This window comes from Catalinimonas alkaloidigena, assembly GCF_900100765.1.
Taxonomy (GTDB): Bacteria; Bacteroidota; Bacteroidia; order Cytophagales; family Flexibacteraceae; genus Mooreia; species Mooreia alkaloidigena.
Genome location: NZ_FNFO01000007.1, coordinates 323,457 through 344,917, shown reverse-complemented (window position 1 = coordinate 344,917; position 21,461 = coordinate 323,457). Strand labels below are relative to the sequence as shown.

22 protein-coding genes and 2 tRNA genes are annotated in these 21,461 nt (G+C 53.3%); 20 read left to right on the top strand and 4 right to left on the bottom strand.

Features of this window, described 5'->3' with window-relative positions; genetic code table 11:
- Positions 1–55: 55 nt before the first annotated feature.
- The 8 genes from BLR44_RS18355 (at position 56) to BLR44_RS18320 (ending at position 7,241) form a co-directional block, all read left to right on the top strand.
- Entirely contained in the window at positions 56–907 is an 852-nt protein-coding gene (locus BLR44_RS18355) for a hypothetical protein (protein ID WP_089684691.1), read from the top strand.
- Positions 908–1,137: 230 nt separating this feature from the next.
- The gene (locus tag BLR44_RS18350) at positions 1,138–1,647 is read left to right on the top strand and encodes an RNA polymerase sigma factor (protein WP_089684689.1); all 510 of its coding nucleotides are present in this window, start codon (positions 1,138–1,140) and stop codon (positions 1,645–1,647) included.
- Between the two features lie 98 nt (positions 1,648–1,745).
- Positions 1,746–3,215, top strand: a complete 1,470-nt coding sequence (locus tag BLR44_RS18345) for a phytoene desaturase family protein (RefSeq protein WP_089684749.1) — start codon at positions 1,746–1,748, stop codon at positions 3,213–3,215.
- Between the two features lie 58 nt (positions 3,216–3,273).
- Complete coding sequence (locus BLR44_RS18340) at positions 3,274–4,116, top strand: phytoene/squalene synthase family protein (RefSeq protein ID WP_089684687.1); 843 nt, start codon at positions 3,274–3,276, stop codon at positions 4,114–4,116.
- The gene (locus BLR44_RS18335; RefSeq protein ID WP_089684685.1) at positions 4,113–4,580 is read left to right on the top strand and encodes a hypothetical protein; all 468 of its coding nucleotides are present in this window, start codon (positions 4,113–4,115) and stop codon (positions 4,578–4,580) included. Before BLR44_RS18340 ends, BLR44_RS18335 begins: the two co-directional genes overlap by 4 nt.
- An 18-nt stretch (positions 4,581–4,598) precedes the next feature.
- Positions 4,599–5,444 carry a 4-hydroxy-3-methylbut-2-enyl diphosphate reductase gene (locus BLR44_RS18330; protein WP_089684683.1) on the top strand — a complete coding sequence of 282 codons (846 nt, stop codon included), beginning with the start codon at positions 4,599–4,601 and terminating at the stop codon, positions 5,442–5,444.
- Between the two features lie 16 nt (positions 5,445–5,460).
- Positions 5,461–6,183, top strand: coding sequence for a fatty acid desaturase (locus BLR44_RS18325; protein WP_176956110.1), 723 nt, complete (start codon positions 5,461–5,463; stop codon positions 6,181–6,183).
- Positions 6,184–6,455: 272 nt separating this feature from the next.
- Positions 6,456–7,241, top strand: a complete 786-nt coding sequence (locus BLR44_RS18320; protein ID WP_089684681.1) for an alpha/beta hydrolase — start codon at positions 6,456–6,458, stop codon at positions 7,239–7,241.
- Between the two features lie 73 nt (positions 7,242–7,314).
- Here the strand turns inward: BLR44_RS18320 and msrB are convergent, their stop codons facing one another.
- On the bottom strand, positions 7,315–7,836 hold the full coding sequence (gene msrB, locus BLR44_RS18315; protein WP_089684678.1) for a peptide-methionine (R)-S-oxide reductase MsrB: 522 nt from the start codon (positions 7,834–7,836) through the stop codon (positions 7,315–7,317).
- A gap of 211 nt (positions 7,837–8,047) precedes the next feature.
- Between msrB and BLR44_RS18310 the strand changes: the two genes are divergently transcribed.
- Positions 8,048–8,356, top strand: a complete 309-nt coding sequence (locus BLR44_RS18310) for a DUF6787 family protein (protein ID WP_089684676.1) — start codon at positions 8,048–8,050, stop codon at positions 8,354–8,356.
- A 250-nt stretch (positions 8,357–8,606) separates the two neighbouring features.
- A complete protein-coding gene (locus BLR44_RS18305; RefSeq protein ID WP_089684674.1) occupies positions 8,607–8,915 on the top strand; it encodes a hypothetical protein in 309 nt (102 codons plus the stop codon).
- Positions 8,916–9,059: 144 nt separating this feature from the next.
- Here the strand turns inward: BLR44_RS18305 and BLR44_RS18300 are convergent, their stop codons facing one another.
- Entirely contained in the window at positions 9,060–9,596 is a 537-nt protein-coding gene (locus BLR44_RS18300) for an RNA methyltransferase (protein ID WP_089684672.1), read from the bottom strand.
- A gap of 66 nt (positions 9,597–9,662) precedes the next feature.
- Between BLR44_RS18300 and mutS the strand changes: the two genes are divergently transcribed.
- The 9 genes from mutS (at position 9,663) to BLR44_RS18255 (ending at position 18,812) form a co-directional block, all read left to right on the top strand.
- Positions 9,663–12,284 carry a DNA mismatch repair protein MutS gene (gene mutS, locus BLR44_RS18295; protein WP_089684670.1) on the top strand — a complete coding sequence of 874 codons (2,622 nt, stop codon included), beginning with the start codon at positions 9,663–9,665 and terminating at the stop codon, positions 12,282–12,284.
- A 37-nt stretch (positions 12,285–12,321) separates the two neighbouring features.
- Positions 12,322–14,973, top strand: a complete 2,652-nt coding sequence (locus BLR44_RS18290; RefSeq protein WP_089684668.1) for an NB-ARC domain-containing protein — start codon at positions 12,322–12,324, stop codon at positions 14,971–14,973.
- Positions 14,974–15,122: 149 nt separating this feature from the next.
- Positions 15,123–15,413 (top strand): nucleotidyltransferase family protein, encoded by a 291-nt coding sequence (locus BLR44_RS18285; RefSeq protein ID WP_089684745.1) that lies wholly within the window; start codon positions 15,123–15,125, stop codon positions 15,411–15,413.
- A gap of 49 nt (positions 15,414–15,462) precedes the next feature.
- Entirely contained in the window at positions 15,463–15,624 is a 162-nt protein-coding gene (locus BLR44_RS28915; RefSeq protein ID WP_176956109.1) for a hypothetical protein, read from the top strand.
- Between the two features lie 142 nt (positions 15,625–15,766).
- On the top strand, positions 15,767–16,357 hold the full coding sequence (locus tag BLR44_RS18275; RefSeq protein ID WP_089684664.1) for a Crp/Fnr family transcriptional regulator: 591 nt from the start codon (positions 15,767–15,769) through the stop codon (positions 16,355–16,357).
- Between the two features lie 93 nt (positions 16,358–16,450).
- Entirely contained in the window at positions 16,451–17,074 is a 624-nt protein-coding gene (locus BLR44_RS18270; RefSeq protein WP_089684743.1) for a hypothetical protein, read from the top strand.
- A gap of 144 nt (positions 17,075–17,218) precedes the next feature.
- Positions 17,219–17,291: transfer RNA gene (locus tag BLR44_RS18265), tRNA-Gly, on the top strand.
- Positions 17,292–17,321: 30 nt separating this feature from the next.
- Positions 17,322–17,407 (top strand) — tRNA-Leu (locus BLR44_RS18260).
- A 73-nt stretch (positions 17,408–17,480) separates the two neighbouring features.
- Entirely contained in the window at positions 17,481–18,812 is a 1,332-nt protein-coding gene (locus BLR44_RS18255) for a neutral/alkaline non-lysosomal ceramidase N-terminal domain-containing protein (protein WP_218127117.1), read from the top strand.
- Between the two features lie 54 nt (positions 18,813–18,866).
- Here the strand turns inward: BLR44_RS18255 and BLR44_RS18250 are convergent, their stop codons facing one another.
- A complete protein-coding gene (locus BLR44_RS18250) occupies positions 18,867–19,130 on the bottom strand; it encodes a DUF493 family protein (protein WP_089684659.1) in 264 nt (87 codons plus the stop codon).
- A 192-nt stretch (positions 19,131–19,322) separates the two neighbouring features.
- Between BLR44_RS18250 and BLR44_RS18245 the strand changes: the two genes are divergently transcribed.
- Positions 19,323–20,957 carry an ArnT family glycosyltransferase gene (locus BLR44_RS18245; RefSeq protein WP_089684657.1) on the top strand — a complete coding sequence of 545 codons (1,635 nt, stop codon included), beginning with the start codon at positions 19,323–19,325 and terminating at the stop codon, positions 20,955–20,957.
- A gap of 65 nt (positions 20,958–21,022) precedes the next feature.
- On the opposite strand, the gene rplS is transcribed toward BLR44_RS18245, so the two are convergent.
- Positions 21,023–21,397, bottom strand: coding sequence for a 50S ribosomal protein L19 (gene rplS / locus BLR44_RS18240; RefSeq protein ID WP_089684655.1), 375 nt, complete (start codon positions 21,395–21,397; stop codon positions 21,023–21,025).
- Positions 21,398–21,461 lie beyond the last annotated feature (64 nt).

Below are 21,461 nucleotides of genomic sequence, written 5' to 3'. Positions count from 1 at the left end.
TCTCAATGTTAAATTTTCGCTAACTTTGGTAACACACAAGTAATGATGCAACGACGTGTTACAAAAACTGAGCTACATAGGGGGGTGGATCTTCCTGCTGGCGTTTACGTCAGTAGGCGTGCCCCGGTTGGCTCAGGCGCAACCGACGGTTACCAACGTAGCGGTATCGGCCCAGGTGTGGGCAGCATCAGCATTACGCTCCACAGAAGCGGCGTTTTTTGCCGCGCCCGATTCGCAACCACTCTTCCAGGAATTTGAAACCTATCGCCAGCAACTGGCGGACAAGCGCGAGGGGCGCACCGACCAGGCGTTTCTGCGGTTCCTGTTCCATCGGGTACAACGCGACTACTTCCACGAATTTTACAGCTACTCCGGCGTAGACCAGATCCTGACCCAGGGTCGTTTCAACTGCCTGAGCGCCACGGCGTTTTACGCACTCCTCCTCCAGGAGTTCGACTATCGTTTCCACATCATGGAGACGCCCTTGCACACGTACCTGCTGGTGGAAACTACCCGAGGACAAGTTCTGCTGGAGACGACCGATCCGGCGCACGGCTTTGTGACCAGCGCCCGGCGAATCAAAAATTTGCAACAGCAATACCAGCACGACGCCCTGCGTGCGCTACGCGAAGGCTCGACGCCCGGTCAATTTCGCTCGGTGCTGGAAGAAATTTCGCTGGAAAACCTGTGTGGCTTGCAATACTACAACCGCGCCATCGACTCTTATAACCGCGGCGAGTATGATGCGGCGGTTCGGTGGCTCACCGAAGGCTACGCCTACTATCCTTCGTCCCGGTTTGTGGACCTGTTTGCCCGCTGCGCCCTTCACCTCCCCTCTCTTCCGGCTCACGATGTGGCCATCGAACGCTACTTGCAGCGCCGATCCGTCGCGTTGGCGACTCCCTAATTCCTGACACCTGTCGCTTTCAACTTCCTTCCCTTCACACGGCAAGGCGATTTATTTTTTTCAGAAAAAATTGAAAAATCAACACCCCTGAGGACTCCCAAATCCGTACATGCTTAATGTTAAGGAGGATGCGTACAAAATCGATTTCTGTTTAACTTTATTTTTGAAACATTAAACAAAATAAGTCGTTTTGTTTAAGTATCTTCACAACACTATTAAACAAAAATAGCATGACGTCTTTGGAATTCAGTTTCGCTATTGAGCAGCTTTCCCATTCGCTTCGCCCCTTCGCGCTGCGTCTCACCAAAGACGCAGAAGATGCCAACGATCTACTACAGGAAACTGCTCTGAAAGCCATTGTGCACCAGGCCAAATTTGCAGAAGGCACCAACCTGAAAGCCTGGATGTATACCATCATGAAGAATACCTTCATCACCAATTACCAGCGGTTGGTGCGCAGAAACACCTTCATCGATACGACCGAAAACCTACATTACCTCAACGCACCGAGCCAGGTGACCGAAAATCTGGCCTATGGGGCGTTTACGATGGACGACATCAACAAGGCCTTTTCGGAAGTTGACGATACGTACAAAGTGCCGTTTCTGATGTATTTCCGGGGCTTCAAGTACCACGAGATTGCCGAGCAGCTGGCCATCCCGATCGGAACGGTCAAAAACCGGATTCACATTGCCCGGAAAGAGTTAAAAGCGCGGCTGCAGAGTTACCGCAAAGGGTAATCCGCAACGTTTCTGATTTGCCCTCGCAGAAAGCTTCGACCGCTTTCTGCTTTTTTTTGTCCTCGTTTCATTCCACTGGTTTTGCCCATCTTTACTTCATGCATAAAGCCCTTGTGATCGGCGCAGGCTTCGCCGGACTTTCTGCCGCCACGTGTCTGGCACAGGCGGGCTGGAACGTCACCCTCCTGGAAAAACACCCTACGCCCGGCGGACGCGCCCGCTCTTTTGCGGCCGAGGGGTTCACCTTCGACATGGGCCCGAGTTGGTATTGGATGCCCGACGTGTTCGAACGTTATTTCCGCCGGTTTGGGAAGCGTCCCTCCGACTACTACGACCTGATTCGGCTGGACCCGTCGTACCGGGTGGTGTTCGGTCCGGGCGATGCGGTCGACCTGCCGGCCGACCGCGCGGCGCTGAAAGCGCTGTTCGAATCGATCGAAAAAGGAAGCGGCCAACGGCTGGAAGCGTTCCTGAAAGAAGCGGCGTATAAATACCACGTCGGCATCAACGAACTGGTGTACCGCCCCAGCCGCTCCGTGCGGGAGTTTGCCGACCCGCGGCTGCTGTTCGACATGCTGCGGATGCACATCTTCGAATCGTTTCATCACCACGCCCGGCGCTACTTCACCCACCCCAAGCTGCTGCAGTTGGTGGAGTTTCCCATTCTGTTTTTAGGGGCCGTGCCCGAAAATACGCCGGCGCTGTACAGCCTGATGAATTACGCCGACATGGCGCTGGGCACGTGGTATCCGCGGGGTGGCATGCACAAAATTGTGGAAGGCATGGTGCAACTGGCTCAGGAACAGGGCGTGGCGTTTCGTTTCGGTGAAGAGGTGACGCACATTGACGTCCGGCAGGGACGTGCCACAGAAGTGCGCACCGCCACAAACGTGTACGAGGCCGACGTGGTGGTGGCCGGGGCCGATTACCACCACGTGGATCAGCACCTCCTGGCGGCAGAGCACCGCAATTACGACGCAGGGTACTGGGACCAGCGCACGATGGCGCCTTCGTCGCTGCTCTTCTACCTCGGGTTAAACAAAAAACTGGAGAACGTGCGGCACCACACGCTCTTTTTCGATGCGCCGTTTGGCCCCCACGCGCGCGACATTTACGAGACGCCCCGCTGGCCTGACAAGCCCCTGTTCTACCTGTCGGCGACGTCCGTCACCGATGCTTCTGTAGCACCGGCCGGCCACGAAAACCTGTTTTTGTTGTTGCCGCTCGCACCGGACCTGGTCGACACCGACGCACACCGCGAACAGTACTTTACGCGGATGATGGACCGGCTGGAATTTCACCTGGGTCAAAACATCCGCGACGCAATTGTGTTTAAGAGAAGTTACGCACATCGCGACTTCAAACAAGATTACCACGCCTTCAAAGGCAACGCCTACGGGCTGGCCAACACGCTGCGCCAAACCGCCCTTCTGAAACCTTCGTTAAAGAACAGGCACGTCAGCAACTTGTATTACACCGGCCAGCTCACCGTGCCGGGGCCGGGCGTACCGCCGTCGCTCATCTCGGGACAGGTCGTGGCGCAGGAGATCAGCCGCGAATGGTCGTAAATTTTCCAACAATCTGCCGCCGGGACGGCGAAAAAATCTATCTTGGTGTCAGGAGCCGATGATGAACCACGAACTTTTTGACCAAACCACGTTTCAGTGCAGTCGCCTGATTACCCAGCAATACAGCACCTCGTTTACGCTGGGCATCAAGACTTTGCATCGGCGCTTTCACGATCCGATTTATGCCATCTACGGCTTTGTCCGCTACGCTGACGAGATCGTCGACACCTTTCACGAGCACGATAAGGCGGAGCTGTTGCACCATTTCCGGGACGATACGTACCGCGCCATCGCCGAAGGCATCAGCCTGAATCCGGTGTTGCATGCGTTTCAGAAAGTCGTGAACCGGTACCGCATCGAGCGGGAACTGATCGACGCATTTCTACAAAGCATGGAGATGGACCTGCACGAAACGACCTATGCACAGGCTGACTACGAGCAGTACATCTACGGCTCGGCCGAAGTGGTGGGCCTGATGTGCCTGCGGGTGTTTTGCGAAGGCGACGAGGCGCGGTATCGGCACCTGCGCGAACCAGCCCGGCGCCTGGGGGCGGCGTTCCAGAAGGTGAACTTTCTGCGCGACATTCGCAGCGACTTTTACGACCGGGGACGGGTCTACTTCCCCGAAACCGATTTCGCAACATTCGATCGGTTGGCGAAAGACCGCATCGAGGCCGACATCCAGGCCGATTTCGACGCGGCCTACGCGGGCATCGTGCAACTACCGGCCGGGGCGCGACTGGGCGTGTACCTGGCGTACATCTATTACCTCAGCCTGTTCAAAAAAATCCGAAAACTTCCGGCGGCGCAAATCATGAAAGAGCGCATCCGGATTCCCGATAACCAGAAATTTCTGCTGCTGTTGCGCACGTACGTGCGGCACCACCTCAACTCTTTATGACCTTACCCGAATTACGGCAGGCCTACGCCGATGCCACCCACGATGCCGATGCGGCACACCACCTGTTGACCACGCTCCAAGCCTTGCCACAACCCCTTTCTGCCGAACAACAGGCTTACCTGGCAGCCACGCTGGCGCTACAGGCACGGTTTGTGGGCAATCCGTTGCAAAAACTTCAGTTCGCCAATCAGTCGAAAAAGGCGTTTGCCGAAGCGGTAGCCCTCGATCCGCAGAACCCCGAAGTGCGGCTGCTGCGGTTTGCGGTGCAGCGTGCCATTCCGCCGTTTCTCAACATGAGCGGCGATATGGAAGAAGACGCCCACGCCATTGCGCAAAACCTGCACAAAATGGACCTCAACAACATAAATCCGACATTTACGCGCCCACTTTTAAACTTTGTGCTCGAATCGGGGTTATGTACTAAGGAAGAGCAAGCTACGTTAGAAAAAGCGCGACCGGCCTAGACTTTTTACACCGCCTGTATGCATCACCTCAACGTCCACATCGATCAGAATTCCGGCTTTTGCTTCGGGGTCGTCTACGCCATCGAGATGGCCGAGGACATCCTGGAATCGCAAGGGTACCTGTACTGCCTGGGCGATATTGTTCACAACGACGAGGAGGTGAAGCGCCTGGAAGCCAAAGGGCTGCGCATCATCGATTATAACACCCTCGCGACTTTGCACGACGAGAAGGTGCTGATCCGGGCGCACGGCGAACCGGCTTCGACCTACGAGGTGGCGCTGAAGAATAACCTGGAACTGGTCGATGCCTCCTGTCCGGTGGTGCTCAAGCTGCAAAACCGCATCAAAAACGCGTACGACAAAAAGGAACAGATCTACATCTACGGCAAACACGGCCACGCCGAAGTCGTGGGCCTGAAGGGCCAGACCAACAACGAAGCGGTGGTGTTCCAGGACCTCAGTGAATTGGATAAAGACCTGCTGCCCCGCAAGCTGACTTTGTTCAGCCAGACCACCAAAAGCACGGAGAAGTTCTACCACATCAAAGCCGAACTGGAACAGGCGGGCATTGAGGTCGATGCGAACGACACCATTTGCCGTCAGGTGTCGAACCGCGACAAAGAGTTACGCGAATTTGCGCGCAACTACGATAAAATCGTGTTCGTTTCCGGCTCCAAGTCGTCCAACGGTAAGGTGCTCTACAACGTCTGCAAAGAAACCAATCCGCATACCTATTTCGTTTCCACACGAAGTGAAGTACAATCGGCGTGGTTTCAACCGCACGACACGGTCGGCATTTGCGGCGCAACGTCCACCCCCATGTGGCTGATGGAAGAGGTCCGCGACTATCTGGTGAATTTGTAATAAAGTCGTTTGGAGCGTGAGTAATCCCCGAGTTCTGGCAACGCAGCCTCCGTACCGCGGTCTCTGGATTGCGGCGGCGGTACTGGTCCTGTGGGCCACGAGTCTGCTGTGGTTGCTCCACTATCCCCTCGATTTTCGCGATCCGTTGGTGTACCTCTTCGTGCTGGTGCAAACCCATCTGTACACGGGGCTGTTCATCACCGCCCACGACGCCATGCACGGGGTGGTCAGTCCGCGCCATCCGCGCCTGAACCGCGCCGTGGGTTGGCTGTGCGCCGGGCTTTTTGCGTTCAACAGTTACCCGCGCCTGTTCCGCAAACACCACGAACACCATCGCTACGCTGTGTCGGACCGCGATCCCGATTACCACGAAGGTGGGTTCTGGGCGTGGTACCTCAGCTTTTTGCGCCAGTACATTACCGGCTGGCAGATTCTGTTGATGGCCCTCACGTTCAACTTGCTGAAACTGGTAGTTCCGACGGAAAATCTGATCGTCTTCTGGATGGTGCCTGCCGTGCTCAGCACCTTCCAACTCTTTTACTTCGGTACGTACGTGCCGCACCGGGGCGAACATGCCGCCGACGACCCGCACAAGGCCCGCAGTCAGTCACTGAACCACGTCTGGGCGTTTCTGTCCTGCTACTTTTTTGGCTATCACCACGAGCACCATGCTCACCCCTACCTGCCCTGGTGGCGATTGCCGCAGGCACGCGAGCAGGCCCTGACGTCACATCGCTAATCTTAATCCCACGTGCAGGCAAGCAAACGCGTTGTCAACTGGACTTGCACGCATTCCTTACATACACGGCGATGTTTTTAAGCAACTAATTCCCAATCACTTACAAGCCTTTCTCCCCGTAAAATTCAATTCTTCATCGATGCGGCTCCATCTTTCGTCGCTTCCGGGTGCGTCCGTGCACCAAACCTAAGCTTCGTAAGAACCGCGCTCGCCTCCCGAGAAAGCCGCAGCACGACGCTTCTATTTTTGCAGCGTTGACCAAGTGACACACGATGAAGCGATTTCTCTTTCTTACCCTGTTGCTGATGCCCACGTTGCTACATGCAGGCCCGCAGGGCGGCATCACCCCCGATCAATACGGCATTGAGTACTACGAGCACGAAGTGCGAACGACCGACGGCGCGCTGATCAACATGTGGATTTATATTCCGGAGACGCACCGCCAAAACAAGCGCAACATTGTGATTGCGGGCAGTGAATTGAGCAACATGTCGGATTACATTTTTCTGGCCGACGCGCTGCGCAAGCAAGGCTACCGCGTCACTACGTTCGATTACCGCGGACACGGGTCCAGCTCTCCTTTTGCCGCCCAGGAAAAGCTGGTGTATCATGAAGAATTTGTGCTGGACCTGAAGGCGGTGTATCAGTTCATCCACGACAATTTCGGGCACGAGAAGGTCGGCCTCATGGGCTTTTCGATGGGCAGCGTCCTGACCCAGCTGATCGCCACGGAAGAAGACGTGGACTTCCTGATTCAGGAATCGGTGCTGGTCGATTTTCCGCACCTCGAAGCCAAACTCACGGCCGAGCGCGACAACCATCACCAACTGCCCCGCCCTGCCGACGAACTGGAACGGCTCGTGAAAGAGATCAAGGTGCCTATGCTGGTGATTGCCAGCCGACAGGATGCCATTACGCCCCCCAAAGAAGCTAAAAAAGTGGCCAGCAAGCGCAACCGCGACCTGCTGGTGTTCGAAGGCGCGCGCCTGGCGGGCTTCGAAACATTAAAAACGGCGTATTGCGAAAAAATCGACGACTTTCTGAATCATCAGTTGTAGTCACTCACGCCATCCCATTCACAAAAAAGCATCCTGAGTAGAGGATGCTTTTTTGTTTTTACATCGCCAACGGCTATTTACTTTTTTCGAACGTCATGGCGCCAGAGTTCATGCAATAGCGCAGGCCCGTCGGCTTCGGACCGTCGCGGAACACGTGTCCCAAATGCCCTCCGCAATCAGCACAATGCACTTCCGTGCGGCTCATCATCAGGCTATTGTCGACCTCCGTGCCGACCGCCCCCGGGTCGATAGGTTCCCAGAAACTTGGCCAGCCGGTGTGGGATTCGTACTTGGTTTCGGACGAAAACAGCACGTTGCCACAGCCTGCACACTGGTAAAGGCCCGCCTCGTGGTTATCCCAATAGGCATTTTTATAGGGGGGCTCGGTCCCCTCTTCCCGCAAAATGCGGAACTGATTAGGCGTGAGGGCAGCTTTCCATTCAGCGCGGGTCTTCTGCACCTTAAACGGCTGGTCGTCACCGGCCATCGCAACCGTTTGGGCTTCGGCCGTTGCGGTGCCTTGGGTTTTCTCCTGAGCACACGACGTGAGCGAAGTGCCGCCCAACAGCATCAGGAAGAGCATGACATGTTTCATAAGAAAGTAGGTTCAGCGTTGTGGTATGTACGAGGGGCCGGCTTCTTCGGATGAGCCCGGCTCCTGCAGGTAGAAAACAGGCTTCCCCCCGCGCCTGTTCCGAAAAACTTCAGAATCACTCCCTTCTGTCGGAACCACGACACATTGCCTGCGGTTTTCAGAGCGCGCTTCGTTTCGTACCTTTGCGCGTTGAACAACGCATTACATTCGGATGGCAGGTTTTCTTCGTAAGATGCAGGAACGCTGGGGGGTCGACAGCCTCTGGCAAGTGGTGATTATTTTTGTGGTGTTTGCCCTTACGGGTAGCACATCAGTCTACGTGCGCCGTCCGGTGTTCGAATGGTTGGGCATCACCTCCGACACCCCTCTCTGGATTACCATTCCGGCATATTTGCTCGTCATCTTCCCGACGTATCAGGTACTCCTCCTCCTCTACGGTACCCTCCTCGGCCAGTTTCGCTTTTTCTGGGGCGTTGAAAAGAAGATGCTCCAACGCCTGCGCATTTTGCCGAAAGAATAGTAAGGTCAAGTCCTCCTCTTCTTTCTTATTCCAACTCTAGTAGAATACCGCCCGACGGCATTGCTTCCTTCTACTGCCCCTCTACTACCGCAAGCCTGTAGCCGGGCCTAGTCGGCCACGCCGCGTAGGCTGAAAACGTGCATCATTTTATACCACAAGCGGCCCGCCGCAGCGGTTACGCTACGCTAAACTTGCGGCAGTAAAGAGTTTGTAGGAGGTTTAAACAGTTTCTTGACAAAACACACTACTGATGAAGAAGCTTTTCACATATATCTCGAAAAGGCCGGTTGCGGCGGTAATCGCCACATTTTTGGGGTCTTCATTGATGATGCTCGTGATCGCCCTGATCATTGGAGTGAACACCAGGGGCGCCGATCAACTGCCCCTACTTTTCATCGCAAAGACGCTGTATGTACCCTTCATATTATCCGCAATTACTGCGTTCTTAGGGTACGCTACCGTTCTAAAAGAGAAAAAGGCACTCAGAATCATGTCAATGATTCTAGGTATTCTCTTCGCCATGGCAGGTATGTACACTGGTTGGCAGACGATCAGATGACCACACTGCCTCTAACTGCCGCAAGCATTCTGTCGGGCCGCGCAGGCTGAAAACGTGCAACATTGTATACCACAAGGTACGCTACGCTAAACTTGCGGCAGGTCTAATTCACGCAATCACCCATTCACCACCTCACACATTCACTCATTCAAATCTTCTCGTCTTGCTGACGTAGTCCCAGGCCACGACCCCGGCGGCGACGGAGACGTTCAGGGAATGCTTCGTGCCGCCCTGCGGAATTTCCAGACAGAGGTCGGAGGCGGCCACCACGTCGGCCCGGACGCCCCCGACTTCGTGGCCCAGCACAAAGGCGTAGCGGGCGGCGGGGTCTGGGGTAAACTGCGAAAGCATCACACTCTGATCGGCCTGTTCGAGGCTGGCGATCTGGTACCCCTCGGCGCGGAGTTGCTCAATGGCGGCTAACGTATCCTCCACGTATTCCCAGACAACCGATTCGGTAGCGCCTAAAGCGGTCTTGTTGATTTCGCGGTGCGGGGGGCGGCCGGTGATGCCGCAGAGGATCACACGCTCGGCCAGAAAGGCGTCGGCGGTACGGAAAACCGACCCCACATTTAATAGGCTCCGGACGTTGTCGAGCACCAAAACGAACGGATTTTTTTCTTTACTTTTAAAATCGGCCACGCTGGGCCGGTCGAGTTCCTCGTTGCTTAGTTTCCTCATTGCTGCGCAACTTAGTGGTTCCGACGCAGTCACAAAACTCCCATTTTTAAAAGCCTTTGCGGCGCTATGAGCAAGAAGAGTAAGAAGGAAACGCCCCTGATGAAGCAGTACAACGCCATCAAAAAACGGTACCCGGGGGCGCTGCTCCTGTTTCGGGTGGGCGACTTCTACGAAACGTTCGGCGACGATGCCGTCACCTCCAGCCAGATTCTGGGCATTACCCTGACCAAACGGGCCAACGGCGCGGCCTCCGAAATTCCGCTGGCGGGGTTCCCCCATCACGCTCTCGACAATTACCTGCCCAAGCTGGTGCGGGCGGGGCAGCGCGTGGCGATCTGCGACCAACTGGAAGACCCGAAGAGTGCAATCGGCGTGGTGAAACGGGGCGTGACCGAGCTGGTGACACCGGGTGTCTCGCTGAACGACAACGTGCTGGAAAGCAAGCAGAACAACTTTCTGGCGGCGCTGCACCAGGAGCGGAACCTCTACGGCGTGGCGTTCCTCGACATTTCGACGGGCGAGTTTTTGGTAGCACAGGGGCAGGCCGACTACGTCGACAAACTGTTTCAGAATTTCCAGCCCTCGGAGGTGTTGCACTGCCGCCAGCACAAAGCGTCTTTCCATACCACCTTCGGCGACAAGCTGAATACCTACTGCCTCGACGAATGGGTGTTCCAATACGACTTTGCCTTCGAGCGACTGACGCAGCACTTCGGCACGAGCAATCTGAAAGGCTTCGGCACGCAGGACCTCTCGGTGGCGACGGTGGCGGCGGGCTGTATTCTGCACTACCTCGCCGAGACGGAACACCACGACATCCGGCACATCGCCCGGCTTTCGCGCATTGAAGAGGAGCGGTACGTCTGGCTCGACAAGTTTACGATCCGCAACCTGGAACTGATCGCTCCGCAGCAGGAAGGCGGCATTCCGCTGATCGACGTGCTGGACCACACCGTAACGCCGATGGGCGGACGCCTGATGCGGAAGTGGACGGTGCTGCCGCTGAAAGAACGGGCGCGCATCGAAGACCGGCTTTCGATCGTGGAAGCGCTGGTGAGCCGCCCCGAACTGACGGAAGCCCTGCTCCAGTTGCTGAAGCCCATTGGCGACCTGGAACGCCTCATTTCCAAGGTGGCGGCCCGACGCATCAACCCGCGCGAAATGGCCCAACTGAAACGGGCGCTGCGGCAGATCGCCCCGCTGAAGGAAACGCTCCGCCACGATACGGACCACCCGCGCCTGCACAAGGTGGCCGACCAACTGAACGACTGTGCCTTTCTGCTCGACGAGATCGAACGACACCTGAAAGACGAACTGCCGCTGGTGACCAACCAGGGCGGCATGATCCGGACGGGCATCCACGAAGAACTGGACAAGCTTCACGCCATTGCCTACTCGGGGAAGGATTACCTCGTGCAGTTGCAGCAGCGCGAAGCGCAGAACACGGGCATTTCGTCGCTCAAGGTGGCCTTCAACAAGGTGTTCGGCTATTACCTCGAAGTGACGCACGCGCACAAGAAAAAGGTGCCGAACGACTGGATCCGGAAGCAGACGCTGGTGAACGCTGAGCGGTACATCACGCCCGAACTGAAGGAATACGAAGAGAAGATCCTGCACGCGGAAGAGAAAATCTTCTCGCTCGAACAGGAACTGTTCAACAACCTGATGCTCACCGCCGCCGACTACGTGCCACAAGTGCAGCAGAACGCCCGCCTCCTGGCCATGCTCGACTGCCTCCTGTCGTTCGCCCGGCTGGCGCGCAAAAACCGCTACGTGAAACCCGACATTACCGACGGCCACGGCATCGCGATCGTGGCGGGGCGGCACCCCGTGATCGAACAGCAGCTCCCGGCGGGCGAAAGCTACGTGCCGAACGACATTTTCCTGGACGACACCACGCAACAGATCCTGATCATCACCGGCCCCAACATGGCGGGCAAATCGGCCTTGCTGCGGCAAACCGCGCTGATCGTGCTGATGGCCCAAATGGGCTCGTTCGTTCCAGCCGAGGCCGCCTCCCTCGGGGTGGTCGACAAGGTCTTCACGCGCGTGGGGGCCTCCGACAACCTCTCGCGGGGCGAATCGACCTTCATGGTGGAGATGACCGAAACGGCCTCGATCCTCAACAACCTCAGCGAGCGCAGCCTCGTGCTGATGGACGAGATCGGGCGCGGCACCAGCACCTACGACGGCATTTCCATCGCGTGGTCGATCGTGGAGTATCTGCACAACCACCGGAAATTCCGGGCCAAGACGCTCTTCGCCACACACTACCACGAACTCAACCAACTGGCCGAGGACTTCCCGCGCGTCCGCAACTTCAACGTTTCGGTCAAAGAGGCGGGCAACAAGGTGATCTTCATGCGGAAACTGAAGGAAGGCGGCAGCGAACACAGCTTCGGCATCCACGTGGCGCAGATGGCCGGGATGCCGACCGACGTGGTGCTCCGCGCCAACGAAGTGATGCACCACCTCGAAAAAGACAAGGCCGACGTGGGGGCCACGAAACAGGTGAAAACCCTGCCGAAGAACAACTTCCAGCTCAGCATGTTCGAATTAGGGCATCCCGAACTGGAACAGGTCCGCGAAAAGCTCGATCAGGTCGAGATCAACACGATGTCCCCCGTCGAAGCCCTCTTAAAGCTTCAGGAATTGAAGTTGATGCTGGAAAAGCGGGAGAAGGTGTGATTTATGTGAAATAAAAACAATTAATTTTAAAATTAATATGTCAAAAATAACAGAAACAAGACTAACGCTTGCTGCATTAATATACGGAATAGAGATAGACCTAAAGAATAATATAAAAAAGAATATTATTCCTTTTTATGAAAACTTAGCATTTTTTAAAAATCCAGAACTAGAAAAAAAAGTCATAGAAAGATTCGAAAAAGAAAATCCCGGAGTACTCTATATTGAGAACCTAGACGAAGTAATTGAATTCATGGATTTTTATGACACATTCACAGTACTAAATCAGAATAAAGAATTTCTAACCAAAGAAGCATCAGTATATTTAAAATCAATTATAAATAACTTAACCGATATAACCCCTATCAGAAATAGAGTTATGCATACAAGACCGCTTTTAGGCGGAGACTTTTCTCATACGTATGACTTTGTAAGTTCATTAAGAAAAACTGATCCTATAGATTGGTCTGTCACAATAGAAACTAGAGAGAAAATAGATAGAGATCCCAGCTATGTTTTGACCTTAAAATTCCCATCTACTCATTTTGAGAATGACCAATCCAATATCAGCCATAACTTACCGGTGCCAGACTTTGATGAAACTGGGTTTATCGGTAGACAACAAGATGTAGAAGCATTAACAAAGCTTATTCTATCTAATCGAGTAGTTTCGGTACTTGGAGATGGCGGAATTGGGAAAACGGCACTTGCTCTAAAAGTTGCATATGATATTGTAGATATGAATGAGAGTTGTCCATTTGAACTTATCATATGGACCTCCGCAAAAACAACAATGCTAACAACTAAAGGTATTGAGGAGATACATACAGCAATTACTGATTATTCCGGTTTGATTGCAGAAATCAGCATATCTATAGGAGGAGAAAACAAACTAAATGAAATATTAGAGTACCTAGCATATTTTAATACCTTGATAGTCATAGATAATCTAGAAACCATACAAACTGAAGAAGTAAGGAATTTCATTAGAAATGCACAAACCAAATGTCATATCTTGATAACCTCAAGAATAGGTTTAGGTGAGTTGGAGTACCCAAGAAAACTAAATGGGTTATCAGAATCCGAATCAGCGAAATTAATTAGAGAAATTGCTCGTATTAGAAATAGCGAAACGCTACTCAGGCTACCTCAAAAAACATTAGTTGAAATATCAAGCAAATTATATTTTAATCCTCTAGCAATAAAATGGTTTGTAAGCACAGTAGAAACAGGTATACCACCACATGAAGTAATTAACAACAAGGAAAACTTACTCGAATTTTGTTTAACAAATGTATATGAAAAACTAAGTAGTGGAGCAATTTCAATCTTAAAAACAATAAGAGCTTCACGCAAGAAAGTAACTAATGCAGAAATAATTTATTTATCAAATCTAGACCCTCTTGACACCAGAAAACATTTGATAGAGCTTTTCAAGACCACACTCATCTCTAGACAAATAGAAGATGGAAGCAATTATGAACAAGTAACGTACTTTATATCTGATTTTGCAAAAGATTTTCTATCAAAGAAATACCCAATAGAACAAGAATACATCAAAAATCACATCAAAAAGTCAAAAGAATTAAATACAGGCATCAGTCAAATAAAAAAAGTACAAAAATACAACATCTTTGCTCTAAACGCATTGGTCTATGAAAATCAGAACCAAATGATTAGTGCAAAATTCTTACAAGAGGCTCTAATATTCTCAAAGAATGGAGACTTTGAAAGTGCATTACAAAAAGTCAAGGAAGCAAAGAATATTGACCCAAATTACTTCGAAGTTTATAGAGTTGGGGCATTTATCAAAGCAACACAAGGAGATCTATTAAGTGCTGATGAGGATTACAAGCTTGGGCTAGAAATAGCTCCTAATAATCTCAGGTTGCTATATTACTATGCGCAATTCTTAATGTTTAAATTAGAAGATATTAACAGCGCATTATTTTACGCTAAAAATGTATATAATCAACAACCAAATCACCCATACACTGCCTTCTTAATCGCGAGGTGCTGGAATTATTCTCAAGAATTCAATAAAGCTATACAAGTCATAAAGAACTTAAAAGAAAACGTTGAATTAGATTCTAAAAACCTAAGAATTGCTAATACTGAACTAATCTCTAATTATGCTGAGTCAGGAAAAAGTGAATTAACAATTCAAACAGACATAGACAATGGAATCAACCATTTCAAGAAAGCTTTCAAAATTTTTGACGAATGCGCTAATGATAAGCTTATCGACTACAAAATGGCCAAAAACTTTAGCACAACAGTTTTGAGCTTCATAAAGCTTTTACCTGTAGTAAAAATTTCTGAGTATAAAGAATTCATAAAAGAGCTTATTCGCAAAAACGAGACATACATAAATCTAAATGTGCAGTTAAAAGAAAAAATAATCTCTTTATACCAAGACAAATTCTCTGACAACGACTTAAATAATTTAATTAAGAACTATGAAGGCAATGAGAAATTAATAGGCAATGTAATCAAACCAAAAAACAATAAAAACAATTATGTATTTATTGAAACACCAAATGAAAGAATCTTCGCACACAGATATGATTTTATTGATATCACTACTTGGACAGAGTGGAAAAATGTAGTAAATGGACAAATGGTTTCCTTTGAATTGGGAGAAAACAGAGGAGGTAAATGCGCTAAATCTGTCAAAATAATCGCTTAAAGTATTTTTTTGATAATTCAATTTTTTTCTACTAGCGAAATTGGTCTTCAATTCTGACGTATTCTAACTTGTCAGATTTCCTATAATCACTCGGCTAAAATTGCCATAATCCATCCATAATGAAGGGTCTTTTATGTATAATTCAAACCATGGAAACACCCCAAGACATCGAGCGTAAACTCAAGGCAGTTAAATCCTACTTGCAAGATGAATTTGGTGTCGAACAGATCGGTTATTTCGGCTCGTTTGCTAATGGAAATTACCGAGATGATTCCGACCTCGATGTATTGGTGGCGTTCCGCAGAAAGATCGGCTGGAAGTTCTTCGATCTGAAGGATTATCTTGAATCCGCAATCGGCAGAAAGGTAGATCTGGTCACGGAAGGCTCGCTGAGGAAGCAGTGGAAGCAAGCTATCTTGCAACAGGTGAAGTACGTATAAAACAGGGCCACGCGATTCCATGAACGGCCATCCGCTAAACAGCAACCCTATGTCAAAACTGACCCGATCTACCAATTTTGAAGATTTAAAAGCAGACAACCCTTCCCAAAAAGAGGAGACGAAAAAGGCCCCCCAATGGTCGGAATTTGAAGCGTTTCTCAAGCGTCTGCAACGTGCGCGTACCGATCGCAAAAAGATGAGACTGCGGTAACGTAAGATGGTGTAAACCTTCCTCAGCCTCGACGATTTGATCACCGACAAGCAAGCCAACGGTCGTCCTAAAGACCTCCTCGACATTGCGCACTTGCAAAACCTACGGTAATCCGGTACTTTCTGCCTCTTCCCCCTGCCCGATGACGCACCACGCCGAAACCGTCCTGTTTGATTACCTGTCGCGCTACCTTATCTTGTCGGAGCAAGAGAAACAGGCCCTTCTGGACCTGGACATCGTCCATCATTTCAAGAAAGGAACGGTGCTGTTGCGGGAAGGGCAGCGGTCGGACGCGGGGTACTTCGTGATCAAAGGGTGGATTCGCACCTACTATGTGGTGGACGGCGAAGAGAAAACCACCGCCTTTTATACGGAAGCGCAGACGCTCGCGCCCCAGTGCGTGGTCGACCAACAGCCGTCGGCGTACTACGTGGCTTGCGGGGAGGATTCCCTTCTTCTCGTCTCCACCCCGGATATGGAGCGCCCTATTTTTGAGAAGTTTCCCCGGTTCGAGACGCTGTGCCGGGTAATGTCGGAAGAACTCCTCGCCCATCATCAGGCCTCGTTCGATGTGTTCAAGCTCTCTTCGCCCGAACAGCGGTACCAGCACCTGCTCCAGACGCGCCCCGATCTGTGCCAGCGCGTGCCGCAGTACCAGATGGCCAGCTACCTCGGCATCACGCCGCAATCACTCAGTCGGATACGCGGGCGGTTAGTGAAACAGCACAGATAATTCCATCGCCGCTTCCTTTCTTAACTTAAGCGAACGAACCTCGCTTCCTTCCCCGCCTACCTTCGCATGCATCCATTTATTCATGCCAAGGTGATGAAAAGACTATGTATCTTCCCGCTTCTGCTGGGACTTCTGTGGAGTACACAGGCACAGGCGCAAACGTCCGGAACAGACGCCCCCTACCGCCGGTTTTTTGTCGGCAGTTCGCTGTTCATGCTGGGCAATTTTATTCCCGACGACCCCAATCCCCCCCATTTTGTGCAGTTGAACGTCGGGTACCGCCTCACGCCCCGCGACGTGGTTTCGCTCGAAGCCATTACGTGGCGATATGCCTGGCCGCTGGGCATTCCGTACAGCAAAGGGCAGGAAGCGCCCGACACGAAATACCCCGGCTACGTGCGGGAAGTGGGACTGGCGTTGGCCTACCAGCGATTCTGGTGGAAGGGGGTATACACGGCCGTGCACGCGCTGAACGCCGCGCAAACCTATGTTGACGACAACGACCGGAAGGTGCAACGCGGCTACCAGCTGTTCATGACGTACCGGCTGGGGTATCATATCGCATTTTGGAGGAACCGGTTGTTCGTCGAGCCTTCGGTGGCCATGACGCACTGGCCGATCAACACGAACGTGCCGGAGGCGTTTGCCCGCCAGGAGCGTCGGTGGCCGCGTTATTTCCTGTTCGAGCCGGGGCTGCATTTCGGCGTCAAGTTTTAGGCCTCAGCGACGGGCCAGGCCAACGGAGGCACGGCAGACCGCGAGCACTCCATAATCGGATGTGGATAAAAATCTAGGGCGGAACACTTGACATTCGCGCGGGAGTGCTTACATTTGCACCACTCTTTTGAAAAAGGGAGTAACGCGAGAGTAGCTCAGCTGGTAGAGCGCGACCTTGCCAAGGTCGAGGTCGCGGGTTCGAACCCCGTCTCTCGCTCTTTTTTTTTGCCCTCCGGCGAAAAAGGTTGCCGGGATGGTGGAATCGGTAGACACGCAAGACTTAAAATCTTGTGACCTTTACGGGTCGTGCGGGTTCAAGTCCCGCTCCTGGTACTTGAGCAGCTTTGCACGAAGCTGCTTTTTTTCTTCTATGACGTTGCTCAGGCGTTTTCTCCGTATCCTTTCCTTGTTTCTCGGTATTTTCCTGCTACTCGGGTTGCTTACCCTTCGTCCTATCGACCAGACGCCCTACACGGACTGGCAAGGGTACACGCAGGCCCTGGAAGCGTTACAACAGGCGAGCACCCCCGAGGTGCCGGTGGCCGGTGAGGCGTTGCGGGTCGGCTGGGCCAAAGTAAACCTGACGCCCGATCACCTCAGCCCGCTGGCCGGATACGGCAACCGGCTGGGCGCTTCGTACGAGCAGGTGGTGGATTCGGTTTACGCACGGGTATTTGTGTTGGACAACGGGCAGCGGCGGGTGGCTTATTTCGCGATGGATCTGCTGATTGCTCCCCCGGAACTGACCGAACGCTTGCAGGCCGCTCTCCGCACCGACGCTTTTCCGGTCGATTTTGTCTACCTCACCGCCACCCATTCGCACCATTCGTTCGGCGGGTGGGCACCCCGCTTGGGCGGTTTCGTACTGGCCGGGAAATTTGACGAAGACGCGCTGGAGCGGTTGGTGACGCAACTGCAGCACGCGACCCGACAGGCCGCCGCCACCCTGCAACCCTGCGAGGTAGCCTACACCGAAACCCATGTTCCTACGTTTGTGCAGAACCGTGTCATGCACGAGGAGGGCGAACTGGACGACGTGCTCCATACGGTCGTGTTCCGAAAACAGGACGGCGCGCTGGCGACCCTGACCACTTACACGGCTCACGCCACCAGCCTGGGCATGAAAGACCTGCGCCTCTCGGCCGACTATCCCGGGTATTTTTCGCATCAGGTGGAAACGCAAAGTCGCGTCGAACTGGCGGCCTTCAGTGCCGGAGCGGTCGGCAGCCACGGCAACCAGTCACCGGCTTCCATCACCGGCGTGGCCAAGGCCCGGCTGATCGGCGATGGCCTGGCGGGCGAAGTGTGTCGTGCCCTCGATTCGTTGCACTTCTCCACAACGCGGCGGCTGGATGCGGTCCAGATTCCGCTAGCGTTCGACAAACCGCAACTGCGCCTGGGCCGCTACTTGCGGTTCACGCCCTGGGTCTTCCACGGATTGTTTGGGAAATACACTACTTCGCTCACCGCACTGCGCATCGGTAGTCTGGTCTTCGTGGGCATTCCGGCCGATTTTTCCGGAGAACTTACCGATGATGCGACCCGCGCCGCAGCGGCGTCCCCGTTGATCCTCACCAGTTTCAACGGCGGCTACATGGGCTACATCACGCCCAAAAAATATTACAATCTGGATAAGTACGAGACGCGGGTGATGAACTTCACCGGGCCGGAAGGGGGGCCTTACCTCGTGGAGATGATCGGGCGGCTCGGGCAGATCATGGAACGGAGGGCACCATAAAAAAAGGGCATACGCTGGTCTAGCGCAGGCCCTCTGTCGAATATCTTTTCAACGTTATAAGGTAATGACGCCTTTGATGGTCGCCGCCTTTCGGTAAATGTCGATGACAGCATCGCTGCTAGGCATGCGCACCAATGCAGTCAGGCTGACGTACTTGCCGTTCCGCGACGGCCGCCGTTTGAACTGAGCGTCGTCGAACAGGTCCAGCACCGGCTGCTGGTTATCTTTATCGACGATGAACTTGAAGAGGTACTTGGTAGGCCAAGTAAACTGCTCTTCCAACGTCTCCTGCAATTTATCGAATGTTGTATCTCTCATCGTGACTAGAACTTACGGGCGAACCAGAAAAGTTTCATGCTGCCGTACCAGATTGCCCCGGCAAAGGTAGCCCGGCCTCCCTTCCGATCCGCGCAAATCCGGTAATTTGCGGCCTCACACGAAGCTGGCCGCCAGTCGGTATCTGTAAAATACGAAAAAAGTCGTCCACGCGCTCCTAGTGGCCGTGTTGTTATGAAAAGAGCGTTTCTTTCTTCCCACCGCTCCTCGCTCCCCTGGTTGGGATTTCTGCTGCTGGTCTTTCTGGTGTTTCTGAACAACCACGCCATCAGCTTGTGGGATCAGGACGAAGCGGCTTACGCCGGATTTGCCTACCGGATGCAGACCACCGGCAACTGGCTCGTTCCTGCGTTTCCGTGGTCGGAGATTCACCGGAAAACGCCGCTGCATTTCTGGAACATCGCCCTGACCTACCCCCTGTTCGGCATTAACGCGTTCAGCGTACGTTTTTCCTCCTCAGTCTTCACCCTCCTGACGTTGGCCCTGGTGTTTGTGGCGGGGCAACGTTTCTGGGGCCGGCCAACCGCGTTTTGGGGCATGATGGTGCTAGGCACATCGCTGTTGGTACCGACATTGGGCAAGATCGCGGTAACCGACGCCACGTTGCTTTTTTTCACTACGGCGTGCGGCTTTGCGCTGCTGTTCGTGTTGCAGGAACGCGCGTGGTGGGCCGTGCTGGCGTTCTGGATTTCGTTTGCGCTGGCGCTATTGACCAAAGGCCCCCCCATCGTGATTTTCGCCGGCTTGTTCGGCGGGCTACTACTCCTACTGCACCCCAACCGGTGGAATCTGCTGCGCCTTCATCCGTGGTTCGGTTTGCCGCTGGCATGCCTTCCGCTGTATTACTGGGGTTACCTGACGACCCAGTCGGACGGGGGAACGTTCATCAACTGGCTCATCGATTGGTACATTCTGAAGCGCATCAACAGCAGTGTGCTGGGGCAAACCGGCCCTCCCGGCACGCACCTCCTGGGCATGCTCGTCGCCTTCCTTCCGTATTTTCTCTTTTTTCCACAGGCGGTCTGGCAGGGCATCCGGGGTGTGATACTACGCGACAAAAACACCCTGTTGTTGGGGAGCTGGTTTGTGGCCGGCTGGCTGATTTACGAGTTCTCGCCCAGCAAATTACCCGCTTACGTCATTGCCGCGCATGTGCCGCTGGCGCTGCTGATTGCCCGGCAAATGGAAGCATTATCATCCGGAGAAGGCCGTCCGCCGCGGGCGGTTCTGTGGTTCTCGTTCGGTTTGACGGGCGTCCTGTTCGCGGGTTTGGCCCTGGCCCCCTGGTGGTTGCCGGTCCCCTCGGCGCTGCGGATCACCGCCACAGCAGTGGGCGTAGTGCTACTGGCCCTGCACGTGTTCACCAGCATTTCGTGGCGTAAATTCTATTACGTCCCGCTGCTGGTAACCACGGCGTTCCTATTCCAGGCAGCGGCGTGGGGCGTGTTGATGCCGCAGGTCGATCAGCTCAAGGACGCTACCCGGCGGGTAGCGCTGCAAGCCGAGGTCCGCGCGCTTCCCAACAGCCGCATCACCATTGCGAATCCGTTCGGGCATCCCCCGAGTCTGTTTTTCTACTTGGAAACGCGCTTTCCACACGTGGAAGAGGTGCAGGATCTGGACACGCTGCGGCAGCGCTACCGGTCAGCGTCGCCGGAAGTGCTGGTGCTCAATCAGGAACAGTGGGACGTATTTCAACAGGCAGAGGATTCTCTGGCGTTCGACCACGTCAGTTCGTTCATGACCGACCGCCAGGGACGCGCCGACTATTTTGTGCTGTACAACCCCGCCGCCCGAAAGGCGGAGTAGAAAAAGGAGGGCATAAAAAAAGCCAGTCGAGGACTGGCTTGTGCAATGAGGTATCAGGAGTAACCTTATTTCGACTCCCGGAAGTGACGCTTTTCTTTGATTTTGGCAGATTTGCCATAACGTCCGCGCAGGTAGAACAAGCGCGCACGACGCACGCGACCTTCGCGCAACACTTCGATTTTTTCGATGCTTGGCGAAAGAATCGGGAAAATCCGCTCCACCCCAATTCCGTTGGACACTTTACGCACGGTGAAAGTTTCGCCGTTGCTGTTGGGATTACGACGCTGAATCACCGTCCCCTGGAATTGCTGAATACGTTCTTTGTTTCCTTCACGGATTCTAACGTGTACGTTCACCGTATCTCCGGCGTGAAAGGAAGGGAAGTTCTTCCGTGCGTCGGCACCGAAGTCCTGCTCAATGAATTTGATAATATCGCTCATGACTGGAAGCGGCTAAGTGAGATTCTATTGCGAAAAGGAGTGCAAATATAGAAGTTTTTTCAGA

Bases quoted from the DNA above. Each gene is read 5' to 3' on its own strand.
- BLR44_RS18245 (WP_089684657.1), top strand. From the start codon at position 19,323: ATGAAAAGAGCGTTTCTTTCTTCCCACCGCTCCTCGCTCCCCTGGTTG.
- BLR44_RS18290 (WP_089684668.1), top strand. From the start codon at position 12,322: ATGTCAAAAATAACAGAAACAAGACTAACGCTTGCTGCATTAATATAC.
- BLR44_RS18270 (WP_089684743.1), top strand. From the start codon at position 16,451: ATGAAAAGACTATGTATCTTCCCGCTTCTGCTGGGACTTCTGTGGAGT.
- BLR44_RS18250 (WP_089684659.1), bottom strand. From the start codon at position 19,130: ATGAGAGATACAACATTCGATAAATTGCAGGAGACGTTGGAAGAGCAG.
- rplS (WP_089684655.1), bottom strand. From the start codon at position 21,397: ATGAGCGATATTATCAAATTCATTGAGCAGGACTTCGGTGCCGACGCA.
- BLR44_RS18350 (WP_089684689.1), top strand. From the start codon at position 1,138: ATGACGTCTTTGGAATTCAGTTTCGCTATTGAGCAGCTTTCCCATTCG.
- BLR44_RS18310 (WP_089684676.1), top strand. From the start codon at position 8,048: ATGGCAGGTTTTCTTCGTAAGATGCAGGAACGCTGGGGGGTCGACAGC.
- BLR44_RS18330 (WP_089684683.1), top strand. From the start codon at position 4,599: ATGCATCACCTCAACGTCCACATCGATCAGAATTCCGGCTTTTGCTTC.
- BLR44_RS18345 (WP_089684749.1), top strand. From the start codon at position 1,746: ATGCATAAAGCCCTTGTGATCGGCGCAGGCTTCGCCGGACTTTCTGCC.
- BLR44_RS18275 (WP_089684664.1), top strand. From the start codon at position 15,767: ATGACGCACCACGCCGAAACCGTCCTGTTTGATTACCTGTCGCGCTAC.
- BLR44_RS28915 (WP_176956109.1), top strand. From the start codon at position 15,463: ATGTCAAAACTGACCCGATCTACCAATTTTGAAGATTTAAAAGCAGAC.
- BLR44_RS18340 (WP_089684687.1), top strand. From the start codon at position 3,274: ATGATGAACCACGAACTTTTTGACCAAACCACGTTTCAGTGCAGTCGC.
- BLR44_RS18285 (WP_089684745.1), top strand. From the start codon at position 15,123: ATGGAAACACCCCAAGACATCGAGCGTAAACTCAAGGCAGTTAAATCC.
- BLR44_RS18335 (WP_089684685.1), top strand. From the start codon at position 4,113: ATGACCTTACCCGAATTACGGCAGGCCTACGCCGATGCCACCCACGAT.
- BLR44_RS18320 (WP_089684681.1), top strand. From the start codon at position 6,456: ATGAAGCGATTTCTCTTTCTTACCCTGTTGCTGATGCCCACGTTGCTA.
- BLR44_RS18305 (WP_089684674.1), top strand. From the start codon at position 8,607: ATGAAGAAGCTTTTCACATATATCTCGAAAAGGCCGGTTGCGGCGGTA.
- msrB (WP_089684678.1), bottom strand. From the start codon at position 7,836: ATGAAACATGTCATGCTCTTCCTGATGCTGTTGGGCGGCACTTCGCTC.
- mutS (WP_089684670.1), top strand. From the start codon at position 9,663: ATGAGCAAGAAGAGTAAGAAGGAAACGCCCCTGATGAAGCAGTACAAC.
- BLR44_RS18300 (WP_089684672.1), bottom strand. From the start codon at position 9,596: ATGAGGAAACTAAGCAACGAGGAACTCGACCGGCCCAGCGTGGCCGAT.